The 20,368-nt window shown below is 70.5% G+C and carries 21 protein-coding genes; 8 read left to right on the top strand and 13 right to left on the bottom strand.

The window, feature by feature from the left end; all coding sequences use genetic code 11:
* The first annotated feature begins 94 nt into the window (after nt 1-94).
* From ACTIE5_RS04985 to ACTIE5_RS04975, 3 genes are all read left to right on the top strand, one after another.
* A complete protein-coding gene (locus ACTIE5_RS04985) occupies nt 95-1,210 on the top strand; it encodes an efflux RND transporter periplasmic adaptor subunit (protein WP_439548579.1) in 1,116 nt (371 codons plus the stop codon).
* Nucleotides 1,211-1,236: 26 nt separating this feature from the next.
* On the top strand, nt 1,237-4,407 hold the full coding sequence (locus ACTIE5_RS04980; protein WP_439548578.1) for an efflux RND transporter permease subunit: 3,171 nt from the start codon (nt 1,237-1,239) through the stop codon (nt 4,405-4,407).
* A gap of 96 nt (nt 4,408-4,503) precedes the next feature.
* The gene (locus ACTIE5_RS04975; protein WP_439548577.1) at nt 4,504-6,174 is read left to right on the top strand and encodes a thiamine pyrophosphate-dependent enzyme; all 1,671 of its coding nucleotides are present in this window, start codon (nt 4,504-4,506) and stop codon (nt 6,172-6,174) included.
* 39 nt (nt 6,175-6,213) lie between these two features.
* Here the strand turns inward: ACTIE5_RS04975 and ACTIE5_RS04970 are convergent, their stop codons facing one another.
* The 4 genes from ACTIE5_RS04970 to ACTIE5_RS04955 all read right to left on the bottom strand — a co-directional run bounded on the left by ACTIE5_RS04970 (nt 6,214) and on the right by ACTIE5_RS04955 (nt 9,880).
* The gene (locus tag ACTIE5_RS04970) at nt 6,214-7,182 is read right to left on the bottom strand and encodes a Bug family tripartite tricarboxylate transporter substrate binding protein (protein ID WP_439548576.1); all 969 of its coding nucleotides are present in this window, start codon (nt 7,180-7,182) and stop codon (nt 6,214-6,216) included.
* 35 nt (nt 7,183-7,217) lie between these two features.
* The gene (locus ACTIE5_RS04965; RefSeq protein WP_439548575.1) at nt 7,218-7,619 is read right to left on the bottom strand and encodes a hypothetical protein; all 402 of its coding nucleotides are present in this window, start codon (nt 7,617-7,619) and stop codon (nt 7,218-7,220) included.
* 54 nt (nt 7,620-7,673) lie between these two features.
* Entirely contained in the window at nt 7,674-7,994 is a 321-nt protein-coding gene (locus tag ACTIE5_RS04960; RefSeq protein ID WP_439548574.1) for a hypothetical protein, read from the bottom strand.
* A 98-nt stretch (nt 7,995-8,092) separates the two neighbouring features.
* The gene (locus ACTIE5_RS04955) at nt 8,093-9,880 is read right to left on the bottom strand and encodes a gamma-glutamyltransferase family protein (RefSeq protein WP_439548573.1); all 1,788 of its coding nucleotides are present in this window, start codon (nt 9,878-9,880) and stop codon (nt 8,093-8,095) included.
* Nucleotides 9,881-9,968: 88 nt separating this feature from the next.
* Here ACTIE5_RS04955 and phnN point away from each other — a divergent pair, with 88 nt between their 5' ends.
* Complete coding sequence (gene phnN, locus ACTIE5_RS04950; RefSeq protein WP_439548572.1) at nt 9,969-10,547, top strand: phosphonate metabolism protein/1,5-bisphosphokinase (PRPP-forming) PhnN; 579 nt, start codon at nt 9,969-9,971, stop codon at nt 10,545-10,547.
* Here phnN and ACTIE5_RS04945 read toward each other — a convergent pair.
* The 8 genes from ACTIE5_RS04945 to phnG all read right to left on the bottom strand — a co-directional run bounded on the left by ACTIE5_RS04945 (nt 10,486) and on the right by phnG (nt 16,776).
* A complete protein-coding gene (locus tag ACTIE5_RS04945; RefSeq protein WP_439548656.1) occupies nt 10,486-11,157 on the bottom strand; it encodes a DUF1045 domain-containing protein in 672 nt (223 codons plus the stop codon). The genes phnN and ACTIE5_RS04945 overlap by 62 nt on opposite strands.
* Entirely contained in the window at nt 11,157-12,299 is a 1,143-nt protein-coding gene (locus tag ACTIE5_RS04940) for an alpha-D-ribose 1-methylphosphonate 5-triphosphate diphosphatase (protein WP_439548571.1), read from the bottom strand. Before ACTIE5_RS04940 ends, ACTIE5_RS04945 begins: the two co-directional genes overlap by 1 nt.
* Complete coding sequence (gene phnL, locus ACTIE5_RS04935) at nt 12,296-12,997, bottom strand: phosphonate C-P lyase system protein PhnL (RefSeq protein ID WP_439548570.1); 702 nt, start codon at nt 12,995-12,997, stop codon at nt 12,296-12,298. Before phnL ends, ACTIE5_RS04940 begins: the two co-directional genes overlap by 4 nt.
* A 62-nt stretch (nt 12,998-13,059) precedes the next feature.
* The gene (phnK, locus tag ACTIE5_RS04930; protein WP_439548569.1) at nt 13,060-13,818 is read right to left on the bottom strand and encodes a phosphonate C-P lyase system protein PhnK; all 759 of its coding nucleotides are present in this window, start codon (nt 13,816-13,818) and stop codon (nt 13,060-13,062) included.
* Entirely contained in the window at nt 13,815-14,666 is an 852-nt protein-coding gene (locus ACTIE5_RS04925; RefSeq protein ID WP_439548568.1) for an alpha-D-ribose 1-methylphosphonate 5-phosphate C-P-lyase PhnJ, read from the bottom strand. Before ACTIE5_RS04925 ends, phnK begins: the two co-directional genes overlap by 4 nt.
* Nucleotides 14,663-15,739, bottom strand: coding sequence for a carbon-phosphorus lyase complex subunit PhnI (locus tag ACTIE5_RS04920; protein WP_439548567.1), 1,077 nt, complete (start codon nt 15,737-15,739; stop codon nt 14,663-14,665). Before ACTIE5_RS04920 ends, ACTIE5_RS04925 begins: the two co-directional genes overlap by 4 nt.
* Before the next feature lie 3 nt (nt 15,740-15,742).
* Nucleotides 15,743-16,315 carry a phosphonate C-P lyase system protein PhnH gene (gene phnH, locus ACTIE5_RS04915; protein WP_439548566.1) on the bottom strand — a complete coding sequence of 191 codons (573 nt, stop codon included), beginning with the start codon at nt 16,313-16,315 and terminating at the stop codon, nt 15,743-15,745.
* Nucleotides 16,312-16,776 carry a phosphonate C-P lyase system protein PhnG gene (gene phnG, locus ACTIE5_RS04910; RefSeq protein WP_439548565.1) on the bottom strand — a complete coding sequence of 155 codons (465 nt, stop codon included), beginning with the start codon at nt 16,774-16,776 and terminating at the stop codon, nt 16,312-16,314. The genes phnH and phnG overlap by 4 nt, the downstream gene beginning before the upstream one ends.
* A gap of 127 nt (nt 16,777-16,903) precedes the next feature.
* Between phnG and phnF the strand changes: the two genes are divergently transcribed.
* Complete coding sequence (gene phnF / locus ACTIE5_RS04905) at nt 16,904-17,629, top strand: phosphonate metabolism transcriptional regulator PhnF (protein ID WP_439548564.1); 726 nt, start codon at nt 16,904-16,906, stop codon at nt 17,627-17,629.
* Nucleotides 17,630-18,769, top strand: coding sequence for an alpha-D-ribose 1-methylphosphonate 5-triphosphate diphosphatase (locus tag ACTIE5_RS04900; RefSeq protein ID WP_439548563.1), 1,140 nt, complete (start codon nt 17,630-17,632; stop codon nt 18,767-18,769).
* On the opposite strand, the gene ACTIE5_RS04895 is transcribed toward ACTIE5_RS04900, so the two are convergent.
* Complete coding sequence (locus ACTIE5_RS04895) at nt 18,724-19,410, bottom strand: HAD hydrolase-like protein (protein ID WP_439548562.1); 687 nt, start codon at nt 19,408-19,410, stop codon at nt 18,724-18,726. The two genes, ACTIE5_RS04900 and ACTIE5_RS04895, sit on opposite strands and share 46 nt — an antisense overlap.
* A 162-nt stretch (nt 19,411-19,572) precedes the next feature.
* Here ACTIE5_RS04895 and ACTIE5_RS04890 point away from each other — a divergent pair, with 162 nt between their 5' ends.
* Nucleotides 19,573-19,914, top strand: a complete 342-nt coding sequence (locus ACTIE5_RS04890) for a hypothetical protein (protein WP_439548561.1) — start codon at nt 19,573-19,575, stop codon at nt 19,912-19,914.
* A 243-nt stretch (nt 19,915-20,157) separates the two neighbouring features.
* Nucleotides 20,158-20,368, top strand: a 211-nt coding sequence (locus tag ACTIE5_RS04885) for a calcium-binding protein (protein WP_439548560.1), incomplete at its 3' end; no start/stop codon positions are given.

Raw genomic sequence — 20,368 nt, 5'->3', positions numbered from 1 at the left:
GACTTTTTATCCGGACTGGCGAATAGCAGGGTCGTCATTCTCGCCCGTCCCCTGTCGGGGCGGGCCGGAACAATGCTGTCAGGACTGGGGTCGCATGCGCACAACCTCCCAGCTAGCCGTTCTGGCCCTCATCGGGGGGCTTGGCGCGGCTTGGCATATGTATGGTGAGCAGTACGGCCTGCCGCGCCCCCTGGCCCTTGTCGGGCTTGAGGCTGCGCCCGCGCCGGCCGCGCGCGGTGGTGGCGCTGGCGGCCCGATCGGCGTCGCCGTCTCCCCCGTCCGTGTCGGGACCGTGATCGACCGGGCGGAGGCCGTGGGCACCGTCCGCGCCCGCGACTCGGTTTCCATCACCGCCAAGGTCACCGGCATGGTGACCGCCATCCGCTTCCAGGAAGGCCAGCGTGTGCGGGAAGGCGACCAACTGGTCGATCTCGATGCCGGCGCCGTGCGGGCGGAGCTGGACCAGGCCCGGGCGCTGTCCGATGACGCCCGCAGCCAGGTGGTCCGCGCCCGCCAGTTGCAGCCCGGCCAGTCCATCGCCGCCCAGCGGCTGGAAACCCTCGAAGCCGTGGCCCGCCAGGCCGAGGGCCGCGTCCGCCAGGCGCAGGCCCGGCTGGAGGAACTGCGCGTCGCCGCCCCCTTCTCCGGTCGTGTCGGCCTTCGCCAGGTCAGCGTCGGCGCGCTGGTGCAGCCCGGAACGCTGGTGACAACGCTGGACGACATCTCCCGCGTCCGGGTCGAATTCTCAGTGCCGGAAGTGTTCCTGGCGCGCGTCCAGGCGGGCGCCACCGTCGTGGCCCGCAGCAGCGCCTTCGGCGACCGTCGCTTCACCGGCACCGTCGCCGTGGTGGATACCCGCATCGACACCAGCACCCGCACCATCCGCGTCATCAGCGAATTCGACAATGCGGATGAAGCCCTGAAGCCCGGCCTGTTCATGACCGTCGAAGTCGTCCTCAGCCGCCGCGACGACGCGCTGCTGGTGGCGGAGGAAGCGCTGGACCCGCTGGGCGACCGCAACTTCGTCTATGTGATCCGCGACAACCGCGCCCGCCGCGTCGAAATCCGCGTCGGCCAGCGCCTGCAGGGCGAGGTCGAGGTCCTGTCGGGCGTGCAGCATGGCGACAACGTCGTGGTCCGCGGCATCCAGCGCCTGCGCAACGACGCGCCCGTGCGCGTGACCGAGACCCTGACCCGCCCGACCTCCTGACCGGCTGCAAGACGGGATAACCGGCCATGGTGCTTTCCGACGTTTCCATCAAGCGACCCGTCTTCGCGATGGTGATCAGCCTGATGCTGATGGTGCTGGGCCTGGCGGCGCTGATGCGCCTGCCGGTGCGGGAATATCCCGCCATCGATCCGCCCGTCGTCTCCGTCACCACCACCTATCGCGGCGCCTCCGCCGCGGTGGTGGACACGCAGATCACGGAAATCCTCGAAGCCGCGGTGGCGGGGATCGAGGGCATCAAGTTCATCACCAGCCAGTCGCGCGACGAACGCAGCCAGATCACCATCGAGTTCCGCCTGTCCCGCAATGTCGATGCCGCGTCGAACGACGTGCGCGACCGCGTGGCGCGCTCGCTCGCCCGCCTGCCGGAACAGGCCGACACGCCCGTGGTGCAGAAGGTGGATGGCGATGCGAGGCCGATCCTCTGGGTCGCGCTGGTGTCGGATGCGCTTTCGCCGATGGAATTGACGGAGGTGGCGCGCCGCCGCTTCGTCGATCGCCTGGCCATCGTGGAAGGCGTGGCGCAGGTGTTGGTGCTGGGTGAGCGCAAGCCCGCCATGCGGCTCTGGCTCGACCGCCAGGCCCTCGCTGCCCGCGGCCTGACCGTGCAGGACGTGGAGGATTCCATCCGCCGCGAGAATATCGAGCTGCCGGGCGGGCGGATCGAGAGCACGGCGCGGGAGCTGACGGTCCGCACCGACACGCGCATGAGCCGGCCGGAGCAGTTCCGCCAGGTGGTCCTGTCCCGCAACGCGAACGGCCAGGTGACGCTGGGCGATGTCGCGCAGGTGGAGGTGGCGCCGGAGGACACCCGCGGCGAATACCGCATCAACGGCAAGCCGGGCGTCGGCCTCGGCATCCTGCGGCAATCCACCGCCAACACCCTTTCCGTCGCGCAGGGCGTGAAGGATGAGGTGGAGCGCATCCGCGCCTCCATGCCCGATGGCGTGGAGGTCGTGATCGGCTATGACGAGAGCACCTTCATCAGCCGGTCGATCTATGAGGTCGAGCACGCGCTGGTCGTGGCACTGGCACTCGTCGTCATCGTCATCTTCTTCTTCCTGCGGTCCTGGCGCGCCACCATCATCCCGGCCGTCGCCATCCCGGTTTCGCTCATCGCCTCCTTCACCGCGCTCGCGGCCCTCGGCTTCTCGCTCAACGTGCTGACGCTGCTCGGCCTCGTGCTCGCCATCGGCCTGGTCGTCGATGACGCCATCGTGGTGCTGGAGAATGTCCACCGCCGGATCGAGGAGGGGGAGGACCCGCTGCTCGCCTCCCTCCGCGGGTCGCGGGAGATCGCCTTCGCGGTCATCGCGACGACGCTGGTGCTGGTGGCGGTCTTCGTGCCGCTGTCCTTCATGGGCGGCAATACGGGCCGGCTGTTCACCGAATTCGGCTTCGCGCTCGCGGCCTCCGTCGTCTTCTCCGGCCTCATCGCGCTGACGCTGACGCCGATGATGTGCTCCAAGCTGCTGAAGGCGCATGAGGGTGACAGCCGCCTGATCCGGTGGACGGAACCCTTCTTCCTCGGCATGAACTGGGTGCTGCGTGTCACGCTCAAGCGGGCGCTGGCCGCGCCGCTCATCACGCTGGCGGGCGTCGCGGTGCTGTCGGGGCTCGCAGGCGTGCTGTTCAACATCCTCCCCAAGGAATTCGCGCCCGTCGAGGATCGCGGCACCATCATCATCCCGACCACGGGCCCGGAAGGCGCATCCTTCGCCTATACGCGGGAACAGGTGATGCGGGTCGAACGCATCCTCCAGCCCTTCGTGGAACGCGGCGAGGTGGACAGCCAGTTCGCGACCGTCGGCGGCTTCCAGCGCCCCGCCCAGTCCAACGTCGCCAACATCTTCATGCGCCTGGCGCCGTGGGAACAGCGGGACCGCAAGCAGCAGCAGATCGCGGCGGAGATGATGCCGCAGCTGCTCGCCATCCCCGGCGTGCGCGCCTTCGCGCTCAACCCGCCCTCCCTCGGCCAGCGCGGCTTCCAGCCGCCGGTGCAGTTCGTGATCGGCGGGTCTGACTACGCCACGCTCGTGCAATGGCGCGACCGCTTCCTGGAACGCGCCCGGCAGAACCCGCGGCTGCTGAACCTGGACAGCAACTACCGCGAGACCAAGCCCGAGATCCGCGTCGAGATCGACCGCCGCAAGGCCGCCGAGATGGGTCTTTCCATCCAGGCCGTCGGCCGGACGATCGAGACGATGCTGGGGTCGCGGGAGGTCGGGACCTATGTCCAGGGCGGCGACGAGTACAAGATCCTCATCCAGGCGCGGGAGAGCGACCGCGCCACGCCCTACGACCTGCAGAACATCTTCGTCCGCACCAGCTCCGGCGGGCAGCTGGGGCTGATCGCGGGCAGCGGTTCCTCCCAGGGTGCGCTCGTGCCCCTGTCCAACCTGGTGACGCTGAGCGAGCGCGCCCGGCCGCAGAGCCTGGCGCGTGAGGACCGGGTGCGCGCCATCACCATCAGCGCCTCCCTCGCCCCCGGCTACACGCTGGGCGAGGCCCTGGCCTTCATGGAGCAGACGGCGCGGGACGTGCTGCCGCCGGAAACGCGCATCAGCTATCGCGGCCAGAGCCTGGAGTTCAAGGAAAGCTCCGGCGCGCTCTACGTGACCTTCGCCCTGGCGCTGCTGGTGGTGTTCCTGGTGCTGGCGGCGCAGTTCGAAAGCTTCATCCACCCGCTGATCATCCTGCTCTCCACGCCACTTGCGCTCACGGGCGGGTTGCTGGCGCTGCATTTCACCGGCGGCACGCTGAACATCTTCAGCCAGATCGGCATGATCCTGCTGATCGGGCTGATGGCGAAGAACGGCATCCTGGTGGTGGAATTCGCCAACCAGCTGCGGGACCGCGGGCTTTCTGTGCATGACGCGGTGCTGGAAGCCTCCGTCGTGCGGCTGCGGCCCATCCTGATGACCTCCATCGCGACCGTCTTCGGCGCGGTGCCGCTGGCCATGGCGACGGGGGCGGGGGCGGAAAGCCGCCAGGCGCTCGGCGTCGTGATCGTGGGTGGTGTCACCTTCTCCACCTTCATCACGCTCTATGCCGTGCCGGCGCTGTACCTGCTGCTGGCGCCCTTCACCAAGCCGATCGGCGCGGTGGCGGCCAGGCTGGCGGAGCTGGAGCGCACGCCCGCCAAGCCGCATGGCGGCCACCCCGCGCCGGCGGAATAGCCACCCAAGCGTCGTATAGCTGCGAGGCGGCCGCCGGATAGCCCGGCGGCCGCTTCTGTTTTAAACCCCTTGGGTCAGATCAAGGGGAGGCCAGCAGTGGCAGGGATCGAGGCTCGGACCGGCGGGCAGTTGCTCGCGGATGCGCTGGTCGCCAATGGCGCGACTCATGTCTTCGCGGTGCCGGGCGAAAGCTATCTCGACCTGCTCGATGGCCTCTATGCCCAGCGGAATCGCGTCGAACTTGTCACCTGCCGGTTCGAGGCGGGTGCCGTCCACATGGCGGAAGCCCATGGCAAGCTGACCGGCCGCCCCGGCGTCGCCGTCGTCACCCGCGGCCCCGGCGCCTGCCACGCCGCCATCGGCGTGCATGTCGCCTTCCAGGACAGCACGCCGCTGGTCCTGCTGGTCGGCCAGATTCCGATGAACGAGACGGATCGCGAGACCTTCCAGGAAGTGGATTACCGCCGCTTCTTCGGCCCCATCGCGAAGTGGGTCACGCAGATCGACGAAGCCGCGCGCATCCCGGAGCTGATGGCCCATGCCTTCGATGTCGCCACCAGCGGCCGCCCGGGCCCGGTGGTGGTGGCGCTGAGCGAGGAGATGCAGAAGCACCTGGTGGAGGCCGTGGATATCGGCCCCGCCCCGGTGCTGCCGCCCCACCCCGCGCCCGATGCGCTGCCCCGCCTGATGGCGATGCTGGCCAAGGCCGAAAAGCCACTGGCGATCCTCGGTGGCAGCCGCTGGACCGACCAGGGCCGCGCGGACATCGCGAGGTTCCTGACCGCCAACGACATCCCCGTGGCCGTCGGCTTCCGCCGCCAGGGCCTGTTCGATGGCACCTCCGCCCATTTCGCGGGCGATCTCGGCGTCGGCGCAGATGCCGGGCTGGTGGCCAAGGCGAAGGAATCCGACCTGATCCTCGCCATCGGGACCAGGATCGGGGAGCCTGTGAGCCAGGGCTACACGATCTTCGACATGGCGGGGTCCAAGCCCATCATCCATGTCTATCCCGACCAGGCGGAGATCGGCCGCGTCTATCGCCCGGCGCTCGGCATCGTGTCGGATCTCAACGCCTTCGCCGCCGCGGCCGCCGCGCTGCCGCCCGTGGCCTCCCCGCGCTGGGCCGGCTGGCGCGCCAGCGTCCGCGCGGCGCGGGAGGCGCAGGCCAAGGCGCCGTCCTACGAGGGCCCGCTGAACCTTGCCGTCGCGCTGCAGGCGCTGGAGAAGGTGCTGCCCGCCGACACCATCTTCACCAGCGATGCCGGCAACTTCGCCACTTGGCCGACGCGCTTCATGCATGTGTCGGAGAAGCAGGATTTCCTTGGCCCGACCAATGGCGCCATGGGCTACGGCATCCCCGCCGCCATCGGCGCGGCGATCACGCATCCCGATCGCACCGTGCTGTGCTTCGTCGGCGATGGCGGCGCGCTGATGACGGGGCAGGAGATCGCGACCGCCTTCCACCACGGCGCCACGCCCATCGTGATGGTCTTCAACAACGGCATGTACGGCACCATCCGCATGTACCAGGAGAGGACCTATCCCGGCCGCGTTTCCGGCACCGCGCTGACCAACCCGGATTTCCGCCTGTTCATTGAAAGCTTCGGTGGCCACGGCGAAGTGGTCGAAACCACGGAGGAGATGGTGCCTGCCTTCCAGCGCGCGAAGGCCAGCGGCAAGCCCGCCATCATCGAGGTCCGGATGAACCCGGACCAGGTGACGAACCGCGCCACCATCGCGCAGCTTCGGGCGCAGGCGACCAAGTAGGGCAAATGCGGGGAGCGCCGTGGCGCTCCCCGTCCGGTTTCACTCCGGCTGCAGGCCCGTGGCGCGCACCAGGGTCTGCCAGGTGGTGCGCTGCGCGCGCATCAGCGCGCCGAACTCGGCCGGCGTCGTGGGGTAGGGCGCGTTGCCGAGGGCGGTCAGGCGCTCCACCAGTTGCGGGTTCTTCAGCCCCTCATTGATCACGCTGTTCATGCGCGCCACGATCGGCTCCGGGATGCCGCGCGGGCCCATGACGGCGGAGAAGCTCGGCAGGTCGTAATCCGGCACGCCCTGTTCCTGCACGGTCGGGAATTCCGGCGCCAGCGGCCAGCGCGTGGGGTTGGTGACGGCCAGCGCCCGGACCTGGCCCGCCCGCACGGTAGGGATGATGCCGGAGAAGCTGTCGAACACCACCTGGATGTTGCCGGCGATCAAATCGGCCAGCGCGGGCGCCGCGCCGCGATAGGGGACGTGCGTCAACTCGACGCCCGTGCGCTGCATGAACAGCACGCCCAGCATGTGGTTGGCGCCACCCGCGCCGGCGCTGCCGTAGTTCAGCTTGCCCGGATTGGCGCGGGCATGGGCGATCAGTTCCTGGATGTTGCGCACCGGCAGGCTGTTGGTGACGCAGACCATGGCCGTGCCGGTGGCGAAGGTGGCGATGGCGGTGAAGTCGTCCACGCCCTCATAGCCCGGGGTCTTGAACAGCAGCGGCGCGCCGAGGTGGCTGGACGGGCTCGCCATCATGACCGTGTAGCCATCGGGGGCGGATTGCGCGACATGCGCCGTGCCGATGGTGCCGCCGGCGCCCGCCCGGTTGTCCACCACCACGGGCACGCCCAGTCCCTCCTGCAGCACCTGCGCCTGGAGCCGGCCCGCGATGTCGCTGGCGCCGCCAGGGGGATAGGGCACCACCAGGCGGATCTGGCGCGCGGGCCAGGGCGCCTGGGCGAAGGCGGGCGCGGCCAGAAGCGAGGCACCGAGGGCAGGCAAGGCGCGGCGGCGGATCATGGGCGGGGTTCCCGGATTCGTTGTGAACCCCGCGATTAAGCCCTGGACAGGTCCTGCCGCAAAGCGCCTTGAGGGACGGAAGGCGCGGCGGGCGGCGGCGCGACCAGCCCCGGGCGCGGCGCGGCCGGCGGTGGCCTCGGCAGTCGTTCCGCGCGCGGCGGTGTGCCCCCCGCCTCCCGCGTCGCGCGGCGCGGGCCGAGCATGAGTTCGCGGCGCTGGCCGGGCGTCATCGCATCCCAGCGCGCCTGCATCTCCGGCCGGTCCGGGCGGGCATCGCGTTCCTGGTCGCGGCCGAAGCGGCGCACGGCGCGGCCGCGCTGCTGGGTATCCAGCGCGGACCAGTCCCGCTCCACCCAGGACAGGTCCGGCATCGAAGCCTGGGCGGCGGCAGGGGGCGGCATCAGCAGCAGCGGCAGCAGGATGACGAATTTCAGCATGGCGGGGTTCCTCCCTGCGAGAATGGCAGGGGTGGTGGCCCGGATGCCAGTCTTTCAATCCGTGGTGGTGGCGGCGCGCGGCAGGCCCGGCCCGAAGACCAGCGCGTTGCGTTCCGGCAGGCCAAGCCCGTCCCAGATGGGCGCGGCCTCGGCCTCCGTCCGCGCCAGCGGTGCCTCGCCCCGTCGCATCCGGGACAGCACGCGGCTGCGCTGGGAGGGCGTCAGCTGTTCCCAGAAGCGCGTCAGCCAGGCTTCTCGCCGCACGCGCGTCGCCAGGCTCGGCGGTGGCGCGGGGGCGGTGGCGACCGGGGCGGGTGGCGCCGGCCGGGGGGCGGGGAGGGGTGCGCAGCCGGCCATGGCCAGCAGCAACCCCAAGGCGATTCCCCCCAAGGCGATTCCGTTGTGTCCCGGCATGGCGGCACCGTTGCAACCGTGGTGCCGCCCGGTCAATTCAACGGCGCGTCACGCCCGCGTCACCGGCCGACGGCGTAGCCCTGCATGCCGCGGGGGTTGGCGCCGGCGAACAACTGGCCGTCATCCTCCTGCCGCGCACCGGTCAGGCGCCCTTCGGACCATTCACCGCCGGTCTCCACCAGGTGGCCGCGGGCGGCCAGCGCGGGGGCGACATCCGGCGCGTAGCGGCCCTCGACCACGACCTTCCCGGGCTTCGCCACGCGCGGCCAGAAGCTGCTGGGCCAGTGTTCGGTGTGGAAGGCCGGCGCGTCGATCGCCTGCTGGATGGTCATCGCATGGTCCACCATGCGGCTGAACATGATGGGCTGCCACTGGTCCTGCTGCTCCCCGCCCGGGGTGCCGAAGCTGAGCCAGGGCTTGCCATCCTTCAGCGCCATGGCGGGGGACAGCGTGGTGCGCGGCCGCTTGCCGGGCTTGAGGCCATTCGGCAGGTTCTCATCCAGCCAGAACATCTGCCCGCGCGTGCCGAGGCAGAAGCCCAGCCCCGGCACCGCCGGCGACGACTGGAACCAGCCGCCGGATGGCGTGGCGGAGATCATGTTGCCCTGCGCGTCGATGACATCGATGTGGCAGGTGTCCCCGCCGGAGGCACCGAGGCGCGATACCGTCGGCTCCCCGGCGCCAGGCGCGCGGGTCAGCATCTCGGCCCGCGCGGCGGCGTTGTGGTCCACCCAGGGGGTCGCCATGCCGGGCAGCGTCCCGGGGCGGAGGTCGAGCGACGCGCTCTCCCCGATCAGCTTGCGGCGTTCCTCATTGTAGGCGTCGGACAGCAGGTGATGGATGGGGACATCGACGAAGTTGGGGTCGCCATAGAAGGCCTCGCGATCCGCGAAGGCGAGTTTCATGGCTTCGACGACGGTGTGCGCGAAGCGTTCGCCCAGCGGGTCCATCGCCGCCATGTCGAAGCCTTCCAGCAGCGCCATGGTCTGCAGCATCGCCGGGCCCTGGGACCAGACGCCGCATTTCAGCAGCGTGGTGCCGCGGTAGTCGCGCTTCAGCGGCGCCTCGATGCCGGCGCGCCAATGCGCCATGTCATCGGCCGTCAGCACGCCGCGGTGGCGCTGGCCGGAGGTGTCGAGCATCTCGTTCTTGGCGAAGAAATCGCCGATGGCCTCCGCGATGAAGCCGCCATACCAGGCGTTGCGCGCGGCCTCGATCTGGGCGACGCGGTCATGGCCGGCGCTCTCGGCCTCCCGCAGCAGGCGTTCCCAGGTATCGGCGAGCGTCGGGTTGGCATAGAGGCCGCCCGCGACGGGGCCGCCATTGCGCAGCCAGATCTCCGCCGAGGTGGGCCATTCCGATTCGAACAGCGGCTTCACCGTGTTCATCGTGGCCACCACGCGCGGCACGTAGTGCACGCCGCGGCGCGCATAGCCGATGGCGTAGGACATCACGTCGCGCAGCGACCAGGTGCCCCAGTCCCGCAGCATCAGCGCCCAGGCATCGAAGGCGCCGGGCACCATGGCGGGCAGGAAGCCCGTGCCCGGCACCAGATCCAGGCCGAGATCGTCCTTGATGTGGGAAACCGTCAGCTTCGCCGGCGCCACGCCCTGACCGCACACCACGCGCTGAGCGCCCGCCTTGGCGTCGTGCAGGATGATGGGGCAGTCGCCGCCCGGGCCGTTCAGGTGGGGCTCCACCACATTCAGCGTGAAGCCCGCGGCCGCCGCGGCATCGAAGGCATTGCCGCCGCGTTCCAGCACCGACATGCCGACCTGCGAGGCGATCCAGTGGGTGGAGGCGACGACACCGAAGGTGCCGGCGATCTCGGGGCGCGTCGTGAACATTCGGTGTCAGACCCATGCAACTGTCTTGAGTGGTGCGATAGGCGCAGGCAGAAGCTATGCGGTCAATATTGCGGTGCATGATCGGGCGATGCTGGTTGCTGTCGTAGGGCCTTCCGGCGCGGGCAAGGATACGCTGATGGCAGCGGCGCGACTGCGCCTCGGCCCCGATCCCCGCTTCGTCTTCGCCCGCCGCGCGATCACCCGGCCCGCCGAGGCGGGCGGGGAGGATCATGAGGCGCTGACGGAGGCCCAGTTCGCCACCCGCCGCGATGCCGGCGGCTTCGCCCTGTGGTGGGAGGCGCATGGCCTGGCCTACGCCATCCCGCGCGCCATCGAGGATGAGATGGCGGCCGGCCGCGTCGTGGTGGCGAACCTCTCCCGCGCCGTACTGCCCGATGCCGACCGGCGCTACCGCCTGCGCGTGCTGCGCATCACCGCGCCGCTGCCCGTGCTGACCGCGCGGCTGCTCGCGCGGGGGCGAGAGGATGCCGCTGACATCCAGGCCCGCCTGGCGCGGGAGGTGAAGCTGCCCCCCGGCCTCGACATCGTGACGGTGATGAATGACGGCCCCATCGAGGCCGGCGTCGATGACGTGATCGCCGCCCTCAGCCGAGCAGCGGCAGACGCTCGGCCAGCAGGAAGGGCGCGCCCGGCCCCGCCTGGGTGAACAGGCACAACTCCGTCACCCGCCGCGGCTGGGACGGCACGGTGCCGAGATGCGCTTCCAGCGCCGGCCAGACCACGGCGCGTTCCTCGGCGGTCAGGCGGCGCGTCAGCGTGACGTGGAACCACCACTGGTCCAGCACATAGTGGTAGCCGTACTGGTGCAGCAATTCGCGCTGCCGTTCCGTCATCCGCGCGGGGTTGCGGCGGGCGATCTCGGCTTCCGTCGGCGGCGCGCGATGAGCATCCAGCGCCGTGACGCAGGCATCGCAGAGATCCTGCAATGGCTGGCACTTTTCGGATTCCAGCAGCGCCAGGAAGCCGTGATGATCCGCGAGCTTCAGCGGCGGCAGGGCGAAGGGGCGCGTCCGCGCCGCCAGCGCCATCGCATCCGCCCGCATCGCGGCCCAGGAGGTCGCGAGCCGGAAGGGCGGCTTCAGCGTGGCGTGCAGCCCGTAGCCCCGCGCATCGGCGGTGATCTCCGCGATGTCGAGGCCGGGCAAAGCGGGCTGCGCGACCGTCGCGCCCGTCTCCGTATCCCGGCCGAGCCATTGCGACCCCAGCGCATGCAGCGGGTCTTCCAGCCGCGGCGCCCAATAGAGCGCGGCGCGCATCACGCCACGCGCTCCCCCGCCCGCCAGACCTTGCGGACGATGGCGTGGCCCTCATGCGGGCGCACCTGCACGAGGTCCGCGCGCAGCCCGGCTTCGATGCGTCCGCGATCGGTGAAGCCGGCCATGCGCGCGGCGCGGTCGGTGATCATCGCGACGGCATCGGGCAGGGTGGTGTCGCCATGCCCCACCGCGAGCCAGGCGGCCTCGATCATCGCGGGGGGGACATAGTCGCTGGCCAGCACATCGACGGCGCCGGCGCGCACCAGGTCGGCGGCGGCGACATTGCCGGAATGGCTGCCGCCGCGGACGATGTTGGGGGCACCGGCGATGACCTGCACGCCCATGCGCTTCGCGGCCTCAGCGGCCTCCATCGCCACGGGGAATTCGCTGATCATGATGCCGTCGGCGGCATTGGCCGCGATCTCCTCCGGCGTCGCATCGTCATGGCTCGCCAGCGGCAGGGCACGGTGACGGACGCGGTCGATCAGCCAGCGCCGCTGGGGTTCGCGCAGCCGCCCGCGCTGTTCCAACAATTCGGCGATGCGCCTGTCCACCTGGTCGGGGGAGAGGCTGTGCTGGCGCACGCGCATCTTCTTGTAGCGATCCACGTCCCGGTACTGCCCGACGCCGGGGGAGTGGTCCATCAGGCTGATCATGCGCACCAGCGGATGATCCGCCACGGGATCGACCAGCTCCACCATGTCGGCCGCCGGCAATTCGCAGCGGAGATGTAGGAAATGGTCGCTGCGCAGCAGGCCGGTGCCCGACAGCGCATCCAGGTCCTGCACACCCTCCTTGAAGGTCTGCGTCCGCCCCGCATCGAAGCCGAGGTCGCCGAGGCAGAGCGCATCCAGCACGGTCGTGACACCCGCCGCCGCCGTCTGGCTGTCATGCGCGATCATGGCGGAGCGCGACGGCCAGCGCGCGGTGGCGCGGGGCTGCACCTGGCGTTCCAGGTTGTCCGTGTGCACATCGACGATGCCGGGGATCACATGGTCCCCGCCCAAATCCTGCGCTGATGCGGCATGGCTTCGGCCCGGTTGCACATCGGCTATCCGGTCGCCTCGAATGACGATGGTGCCAGCCAGCACCTCCGTCGGCAGGACGAGAAGGGCGTTGGTCAGGATGGTCTCGGGAATCATGCGGCGTCCTGGATCGGGGCAACGTCGAAGAGGCGGTCGGCGATGCGGTCACGCACCTCCGTATCATGGAAGATGCCGATGAGGGCGGCGCCCCGGGCCTTGGCTTCCCCGATCAGGCCGATCACGACCTGGCGGTTGGCGGCATCGAGGCTGGCGGTCGGCTCATCCAGCAGCAGCACGGGGTAGTCGGCGGCAAAGCCCCGGGCAAGGTTGATGCGCTGCTGTTCGCCGCCGGAGAAGGTGGCCGGCGGCAACCCGTGCAGCCGTTCCGGCAGGTTCAGCCGCAGCAGCAATTCCCGTGCCCGCGCCGTCGCGGCATCCCGCGCCACGCCGCGCGCCATCAGCGGTTCCGCCACGATATCGACGGCGCCGATGCGCGGGATGACGCGCAGGAACTGGGAGACATAGCCGAGCGTGTCCCGCCTTATGGCCCGCACCAGGCGCGGATCGGCGGTGGCCAGGTCCACCGTCTCGCCATCATGCCGGATCAGGATGCGCCCGCTGCCCGCGCCATAATTGCCGTAGAGGCAGCGCATCAGCGTGGACTTGCCCGCGCCCGATGGCCCGGACAGCGCCACGCATTCGCCGGGCGCGACCGTCAGCGACACGTCATGCAGCACCGGGATGCGCACGCCGCCCTGGAGGTGCAGCTGGAAGTGTTTCGACAGGCTTTCCGCCTTGAGCGCCCAACTGCCCATCCGATTCAGACCTCCGGTACTCGCCTGCTCCGCAGGCTGCGCCCTGCGGTCATCGGAAGGGGTCATGCCGCCAGCACCGAGGAGACGAGGAGTTGCGTATAGGCGTGCTGCGGATCGTCCAGCACCCGGTCCGTCAGCCCTTCCTCCACCACCTGGCCCTGGCGCATCACCAGGACCCGATGCGCGAGCAGCCGCGCGGCGGCGATGTCATGCGTCACGATCAGCACCGCGAGGCCAAGGTCCGCGACCAGCGCGCGGATCAGGTCCAGCAGCCGGGCCTGGACGGAGACATCGAGCCCGCCGGTCGGTTCATCCATGAAGACCAGCCGGGGCTTCGTCACCAGCACGCGCGCGATCTGGAGGCGCTGCTGCATGCCGCCGGAGAATTTGCCGGGGATGTCGTCCATCCGCGCGGGATCGATCTCGACCCGCTTCAGCCATTCGGTCGCTTCCGCGCGGATGTTGCCGTAGTGCCGCGCGCCCACGGCCATCAGGCGTTCGCCGATATTGCCGCCAGCGGTCACGCCGAGCCGCAGCCCGTCGCGCGGATTCTGATGAACAAAACCCCATTCCGTGCGCATCAGCCGCCGCCGCGCCGCTTCCGGCATGGCCAGCACATCCTGCCCGCGATAGCTCACCGCACCGTCATCGGGGCGCATCAGGCCCGACAGCACGCGCAGCAGCGTCGTCTTGCCGCTGCCGGATTCGCCGACGATGGCGACGACCTCGCCGGGATGGATGTCGATCGCGACATCATCCAGCGCGGCGACGCGGCCGAAGCGCAGGTTCAGGCCGCTGGCCTGCATCAGGGGCGCGCTCATTCCGCGGCCTCCTTCATCGCCTGGCGTTCCTGGCAATGGTCGGTGTCGGAACAGACGAAGATGCGCCCGCCCTTGTCATCCACCAGCACCTCATCGAGGTAGGTGTCGCCGGACCCGCAGAGCTCGCAGCGATGCGGCGCGCGGATCGGGCGGAAGGGGTGGTCGTCGAAATCCAGGCTGCGCACGGGCGTGTAGGGCGGCACGGCGTAGATCCGCTTCTCCCGCCCCGCGCCGAACAATTGCAGCGCCGGCATCATGTCCATCTTCGGGTTGTCGAAGGCCGGGATGGGGCTCGGCGACATCAGGTAGCGGGCATTCACCATCACGGGGTAGCTGTAGCTGGTCGCGATATGGCCGTGCTTCGCGATGTCCTCATACAGCTTCACATGCATCAGCCCGTAATCCGCCATGGCGTGCAGGCGGCGCGTCTCCGCGATGCGGGGTTCCAGCCTGGCGAGCGGCTCCGGGATCGGCACCTGGTAGACCAGGATCTGGCCCTCGGTCAGCTTGCGTTCGGGGATGCGGTGGCGGGTCTGGATGATCGTCGCCTCCGCCGTGCGTTCCGTCGTCGCGATCCCCGCCGTGCGGCGGAAGAAGGCGCGGATGGAGACGGCGTTGGTAGTGTCGTCGCTGCCCTGGTCGATCACCTTCAGCACGTCCCGCGGGCCGAGCACCGCGGCCGTCACCTGGATGCCGCCCGTGCCCCAGCCATAGGGCAGCGGCATCTCCCGCGACCCGAAGGGCACCTGGTGGCCGGGGATGGCGACCGCCTTCAGGATGGCGCGGCGGATCATCCGCTTCGTGCTCTCATCCAGATAGGCGAAGTTGTAGCCGGGGTCGTGGCTCATTCGCCCCGCTCCTTCATCACCGCCGCGCGCATCGTGCGCACGTTTTCCAATTCCGACTGGAAATCGACGTAGTGCGGCAGCTTCAGGTGCTCCACGAAGCCGGTCGCCTCCACATTGTCGCAGTGGGACAGCACGAATTCCTGCTGCTGCGCCGGCGCGTCGCCGCCTTCGCCCAGTTCGGGTGAGCGCAGCGCGCGATCGACCAGCGCCATGGACATCGCCTTGCGTTCGCCATGGCCGAAGACCAGGCCGTAGCCGCGGGTGAATTGCGGCGGCTCCGTCCGGCTGCCTTTGAACTGGTTCACCATCTGGCATTCGGTGACGGTGATGTCGCCAAGGTCGATGGCGAAGCCCAGCTCCTCCGGCACGAATTCCACCGCGATCTCGCCCATGCGGATCTCGCCCACGAAGGGGTGGTTGCCGCCATAGCCGCGCTGGGTGGAGTAGCCCAGCGACAGGAGAAATCCCTCATCGCCCCGCGCCAGTGCCTGCAACCGCAAGGGCCGGTCGGCGGGGAAGGACAGGGGCTGGCGCGTCAGATCCCCGGGCTCGGCATCCTCCGCCGCTTCCCGCTGCATCAGCCCATCCTGCGCGAGCAGTTCGGTGACGCGCGGCGTCGGGTCCGGATCAGCCTGGCCCTGCGGGACGGGCGAAGGCGTCACGCCTTCCGCGGCCAGACGAAAATCAAGCAGCCGGTGCGTGTAGTCGAAGGTCGGCCCCAGCACCTGGCCGCCCGGCAGATCCTTGTAGGTGGCGCTGATGCGGCGGCTCAGCGCCATCGCGTTGGTGTCCAGCGGCAGGCTGGCGCCGAAGCGGGGCAGGGTGGTGCGATAGGCACGCAGCAGGAAGGCGGCCTCGATGAGATCGCCGCGGGACTGCTTCACCGCCAGCGCGGCCAGGCCGCGGTCGTGGCAGGAGCCTTCCGCCATCACCCGGTCCACCGCCAGGCCCAACTGCTGGTCCACCTGGGCCGTGGTGATCTCGGGCTGCGCGGGGTCGCCGCGGCGCACTTCCGCCAGCCAGGCATGGGCGGCACCGATGGCGCGTTCGCCACCCTTCGTCGCGACATACATCGCTCAGCCCCCCTCGATCATCACGCCACGCGGCAGCGCCGCCACCCGGTCCCCGGCGCAGAGGATGACATCCACGCCGCGCGGGAAGCGGGCGCGGTTCGCCGCCCATTCCGCCAGGAAGCCGTCGGGCGCGCCGGCCACGGCAAGCCGGTGCGTCGTCTGGATGCCGGGGCCGGAAAGCCGCCAGCCCGATCCCTCCGCCAGGCTCTCGACTTCCAGGATCAGGGTCGCGCCGCGCTCCGGCTCCTCCTCCGTGCCCGGGTCCAGGTCCAGCAGCCCGGCAACGGGGTCCAGCACGAAGGCGGCGTCCGGGGCCGCGGCGGCGCGGGCGCCGGTGTGGAAGCGGATCCAGGCCTGCGCATCCGCCCCCGCCGCCAGGCGGATCGGCGTATCGGCATCGGCCAGTGCCAGCAGCACGGCCGCCGCTGCGGGGCCGATGCCCGGCGGCAGTTCGGGCGGCACCGGCAGGCGCTGGATACGGCCGGGGCGGCTCATCGCTTCCAGCACCGCGCGGAAGGCGGCCTGTGAATCGAGGACGGGGTCGGCGAAGCCCGCCAGGGCGGTACCGCCGCTCATCGCATCTGGGTCATGGTGAAGAACTCCACCTTGGTGGCGGCGGCGCGGCGCGCCGTTTCCGCGCGGCGTCCGGCCTGGGCGGCTTCCAGCGGCGCGATCACCAGCGCCTCCAGCCGCGCGTGCCAGGCCTCGGTCTGCATCAGCGCATCCAGCACGGCGGCGATCTCCGCCTGCGCCTGGTCGCGCCCCGCCGCATGGGCGTGGCCGATCGTGCCATCCTCCAGCCGCACGCTGCAGCGCGTGACCGTCATCTCGCCGAGGTTGAAGGGCGCGCCATCGCCACCGGCGCGGCCGCGCACCATCACCAGGCCCGTCTCCGGCCCCCGCAGGCGGCGATGCGCGGGCAGTGGGGGTGCATCGGCGAGGTGGCGAACGATATCCTCCGCCCCGGCGCGGGCCAGGACGGACATCCAGCGCCGGCGGGCGCCGGCAGCGGTATCGGTATGTGCAAATTCGCTCATGTTTCTTGCCAAAGTCATCTAGACGACTAGTTATCCGGGTCGTTAGGGTCAAGTGAAACTGGCATGACCAGGCCACCGGGAGGTTGAACGTTCAATGACAGATGCTGGCGATCGCGGGATTCCGCCCATGTCCCTGCTGGCGCGCGGAGAGGGCGTCGCCCTCTGGCGCCAGATCACCCAGCAGATGGAGCGCGAGATCAGCGGCGGGCAATACGGCCCGGGTGCCAGGCTGCCCACGGAAGCGGATCTGGCGGAACGCTTCGCCGTGAACCGCCACACCGTGCGCCGCGCGATGGAGGAACTGGAAGGCCGTGGCCTGGTCCGCATCGAACAGGGCCGCGGCAGCTTCGTGGCGGAGGATGTGGTGGATTACCGCCTCGGCCCGCGCACCCGCTTTTCCGAGATCATCCGCCGCCAGAATCGCGAACCCGGCGGCCGCGTGCTGCGGATCGAGGAAGTGCCGGCGGAAGCGACGATCGCCGATCTGCTCGGCATCCGGCGCGGGCGGCCGGTGGTGGTGGTGGAACGGCTGTCGCTGGTCGATGGGCGGCCGCTCCTGATCGGTACGCACCATTTCCCCGCCGCCCGCTTCGGCCGCATCCCCGATCTGCTGAAGGAGGATCCCTCCATCACCGCGGCGCTGGTGGCCTGCGGCGTGCCGGATTACCGCCGCAAGGTCACGCGCATCACCGCCCGCCTGCCGACCGCCGAGGAATCCGACCTGCTCCAGCAATCCCGCAACCGCCCCGTGCTGGTGAGCGAGGCCATCAACGTCGATCCGGCGGGCGAGGTGGTGGATGTCACAATCGCCCGCTACGCCGCCGGGCGGATGCAGATGGTGGTGGAAAGCTGAATGGACTGGATGATCGTGGGCGGGACGGTCCTGCGCGACGGCGTGCTCGCCGCGGGCGAGGTGGCGCTGTCGGGGGGCTTCATCGCGGCCGAAGCGGCCGGCAGCGTGCGGCGCTTCGATGCCACGGGGCTGCTGGTGATGCCGGGGCTCGTGGACATCCATGGCGATGCGCATGAACGCCAGATGCAGCCGCGGCCGGGCATCGGCTTTCCAGCCGCGCTCGGCATGCGGGACAGCGCCGCGCAATTGCTGGCCGCCGGCATCACGACCGCCTGCCTCGGCGTCACCTTATCCTGGGAACCCGGCCTGCGCGGGATCGATGCCTGGCGCGCCACGCTGGCAGCGGTGGAGGCCGCGCGCGCCGGCGCGGGATGCGACCTGCGAATCCATTGCCGGTTCGAGGCCGACAACCTCGACGCGCTGGATGAATTGCTGGCGGACATGGCGGCGGGTCGCGTGCACCTGCTGGCCTTCAACGACCACACGCCCGGGATCGTGAGGCGCATCGCGGACCCCGCCAAGGCCGCCGCCTATGCCGCCCGCGCCGGCGTGAAGGCGGCGGATTTCATCGCCCTCGCCCAGCGCGCCGCCGCCATGCGGCCCGATGTGCCGGCGGCCCGCCAGCGCCTGGCCGATGCCGCGCGGGCCCATGCCATTCCCATGCTGAGCCATGACGACGCGACCCCCGCCATGCGCGCCGAATTCCGCGCCCTCGGCGCCGCCGTCTGCGAATTCCCGATGAGCGAGGCGGTGGCGGAGGCCGCGCGCGCGGAAGGGGAGGCGGTGGTGATGGGCGCGCCCAATGTCGTGCGCGGTGGCAGCCACATGGGCTGGGCTTCCGCCGCGCCGCTGGCGGAGCGCGGCCTCGTGACCGTTCTCGCCAGCGACTACTACTGGCCGGCGATGCTGGAGGCCGCCTTCGTGATGGAAGGGCGCGGCGTGCTGGATTTGGCGCGGGCCTGGGCGCTGGTTTCCGCCAACCCGGCCGCGGCGGCGGGGCTGGCTGATCGCGGCCGCATCGCGCCCGGCCTGCGGGGCGATGTCGTGGTGGTGGATGCCGCAAGCCGCGCGCCGGTGGCGACCTTCGCGGCGGGTCAGCTGGCCTGGCTGGCGCCGGGCGCGGTGGCGCGGATCGGCTGATCCAGCCCCAGCCATCGGGCGATCCCGCCCATCTCCGTGACCACCGCATCCGGCCGCGCCGCGGCGAGCGTGTCCGCCGTGCCGTAGCCCCAGGTGACGGCGGCCACGCGGATGCCGGCGCGGCGAGCGGCCTCGATATCGCGCAACTCGTCGCCGATGGCGGCTGCGTCCCTCGGCGCCACGCCGGCGCGGCGCAGCACGGCGCGGAACCGTGCCGCCTTGCCGAGCAGCGAGGCATCGCAGGCCCAATGGGTGATGGTCTCCGCCGCCGGCCCCAGCGCGCGCCGCGCATTCGCCTCGGCGTTGGAAGTGACGAGAGCCAGGGTGATCCCGCCCGCCGCCAGACGGTGCAGCATGGCGGCGGTGCCCGGGAACAGCGGCGGGGCCGGCGCGGCCGCGGCCAGGCGCCGCATGTGCAGCGCGATCATCGGCACCTGCCAGGGCGCGACCCGCAGCGCGCGGAGGATGGCCGGGACCGGCAGGCCGCGCAGGCCCTCCGCTTCCACCGCGGTGACGCGGTGAAAGCCGAATCGCCGTGCCGCGTCATCCAGCGCGCCCAGGAACCAGGGCCGGCTGTCGGCCAGGGTGCCGTCGAAATCCAGGATCAGCAGGCGCGGGGGCATGGCGGCAGGATCGGGCAATCAGCATCCGCCGCAAGGGCAGGGCGCCGGCCGCGGCGGATCGCGTCCGGCGCGTGTCATCTCTGTCATATTCAATCACCTTGGTTACAGCGCGGAGAGGCCGGTCCTAGGCTTTCGGGCGTGGCGCAATCACGCGCCCAGCCCCGCGTCCAGGAACGTCCCATGCTTCGTCGTGCACTTTTCGCGCTGCCGCTTCTGGCCGCGACCGCCCTGGCGCCTGCCCAGGCACAGAACTGCGACACGCGGTTCAACTTCCACAACCGCTCCAGCCGGACGGTGACGGAGATCTATTTCGACGCCTCCAGCAATCCCAACTGGACCCGCGACGAACTCGGCGCCGATGTGCTGCCCGCCGGCCGCAGCCGTGCCTTCCGCGCCGCCTATAGCGGCCTCTATGACTTCAAGGCGGTGCTGGATACGGGACGTAGCGTGGAGCTTCGCCGCGTGGACATCTGCCGGATCACTGATGTGACGCTGACGGATCGCGGGCTGTCCGCGCAATAGCGGGCGGGGCCGGGCGGTACCCACCGCCTGGTTCGATCAAGGGCTGGTCGAACAGCCACACGTCCCTGTCGCGGCGACCCAGGCCCCATCGAGGGCTATGGCCGGCCGCTCATGCGCCGCGCGGCACCGCGAAACAGAACGAAACAAAAAGCCGGCGGGATGGCGGTGCAGGGGGGGCAGGGCCTCTTCTGCTGCTGTGAGGCAGGCTATTAACTGTGGACTCACACGTTTGTGAGTCTGACCATGTCCGCTTCCTATGGCTCCACCGGTGATGACACCCTGCCCGGGACGCCCGGCGATGATGCCGTCTTTGGTGGACCGGAGGCCAACCCGGGAGCTGACATCGGCGCCGATTCGCTGAGTGGCGATGCGGGCGCGGATACGATCTACGGACTCGCAGGCGCGGACACGCTGCGGGGCGGCACCGGCAACGACGCGCTGGATGGCGGCGGCG

The organism is Falsiroseomonas sp. (genome assembly GCF_051859025.1).
Classification (GTDB): Bacteria; Pseudomonadota; Alphaproteobacteria; order Acetobacterales; family Acetobacteraceae; genus Falsiroseomonas.
This window is presented reverse-complemented; position numbering and strand designations above follow the sequence as displayed.

Excerpts from the sequence above, each read along its gene's own strand:
- ACTIE5_RS04985 (WP_439548579.1), top strand. The coding sequence starts at position 95 with ATGCGCACAACCTCCCAGCTAGCCGTTCTGGCCCTCATCGGGGGGCTT.
- ACTIE5_RS04980 (WP_439548578.1), top strand. The coding sequence starts at position 1,237 with ATGGTGCTTTCCGACGTTTCCATCAAGCGACCCGTCTTCGCGATGGTG.
- ACTIE5_RS04970 (WP_439548576.1), bottom strand. The coding sequence starts at position 7,182 with ATGATCCGCCGCCGCGCCTTGCCTGCCCTCGGTGCCTCGCTTCTGGCC.
- ACTIE5_RS04965 (WP_439548575.1), bottom strand. The coding sequence starts at position 7,619 with ATGCTGAAATTCGTCATCCTGCTGCCGCTGCTGCTGATGCCGCCCCCT.
- ACTIE5_RS04955 (WP_439548573.1), bottom strand. The coding sequence starts at position 9,880 with ATGTTCACGACGCGCCCCGAGATCGCCGGCACCTTCGGTGTCGTCGCC.
- phnN (WP_439548572.1), top strand. The coding sequence starts at position 9,969 with ATGCTGGTTGCTGTCGTAGGGCCTTCCGGCGCGGGCAAGGATACGCTG.
- ACTIE5_RS04945 (WP_439548656.1), bottom strand. The coding sequence starts at position 11,157 with ATGCGCGCCGCGCTCTATTGGGCGCCGCGGCTGGAAGACCCGCTGCAT.
- ACTIE5_RS04940 (WP_439548571.1), bottom strand. The coding sequence starts at position 12,299 with ATGATTCCCGAGACCATCCTGACCAACGCCCTTCTCGTCCTGCCGACG.
- phnL (WP_439548570.1), bottom strand. The coding sequence starts at position 12,997 with ATGGGCAGTTGGGCGCTCAAGGCGGAAAGCCTGTCGAAACACTTCCAG.
- phnK (WP_439548569.1), bottom strand. The coding sequence starts at position 13,818 with ATGAGCGCGCCCCTGATGCAGGCCAGCGGCCTGAACCTGCGCTTCGGC.
- ACTIE5_RS04925 (WP_439548568.1), bottom strand. The coding sequence starts at position 14,666 with ATGAGCCACGACCCCGGCTACAACTTCGCCTATCTGGATGAGAGCACG.
- ACTIE5_RS04920 (WP_439548567.1), bottom strand. The coding sequence starts at position 15,739 with ATGTATGTCGCGACGAAGGGTGGCGAACGCGCCATCGGTGCCGCCCAT.
- phnH (WP_439548566.1), bottom strand. The coding sequence starts at position 16,315 with ATGAGCGGCGGTACCGCCCTGGCGGGCTTCGCCGACCCCGTCCTCGAT.
- phnG (WP_439548565.1), bottom strand. The coding sequence starts at position 16,776 with ATGAGCGAATTTGCACATACCGATACCGCTGCCGGCGCCCGCCGGCGC.
- phnF (WP_439548564.1), top strand. The coding sequence starts at position 16,904 with ATGTCCCTGCTGGCGCGCGGAGAGGGCGTCGCCCTCTGGCGCCAGATC.
- ACTIE5_RS04900 (WP_439548563.1), top strand. The coding sequence starts at position 17,630 with ATGGACTGGATGATCGTGGGCGGGACGGTCCTGCGCGACGGCGTGCTC.
- ACTIE5_RS04890 (WP_439548561.1), top strand. The coding sequence starts at position 19,573 with ATGCTTCGTCGTGCACTTTTCGCGCTGCCGCTTCTGGCCGCGACCGCC.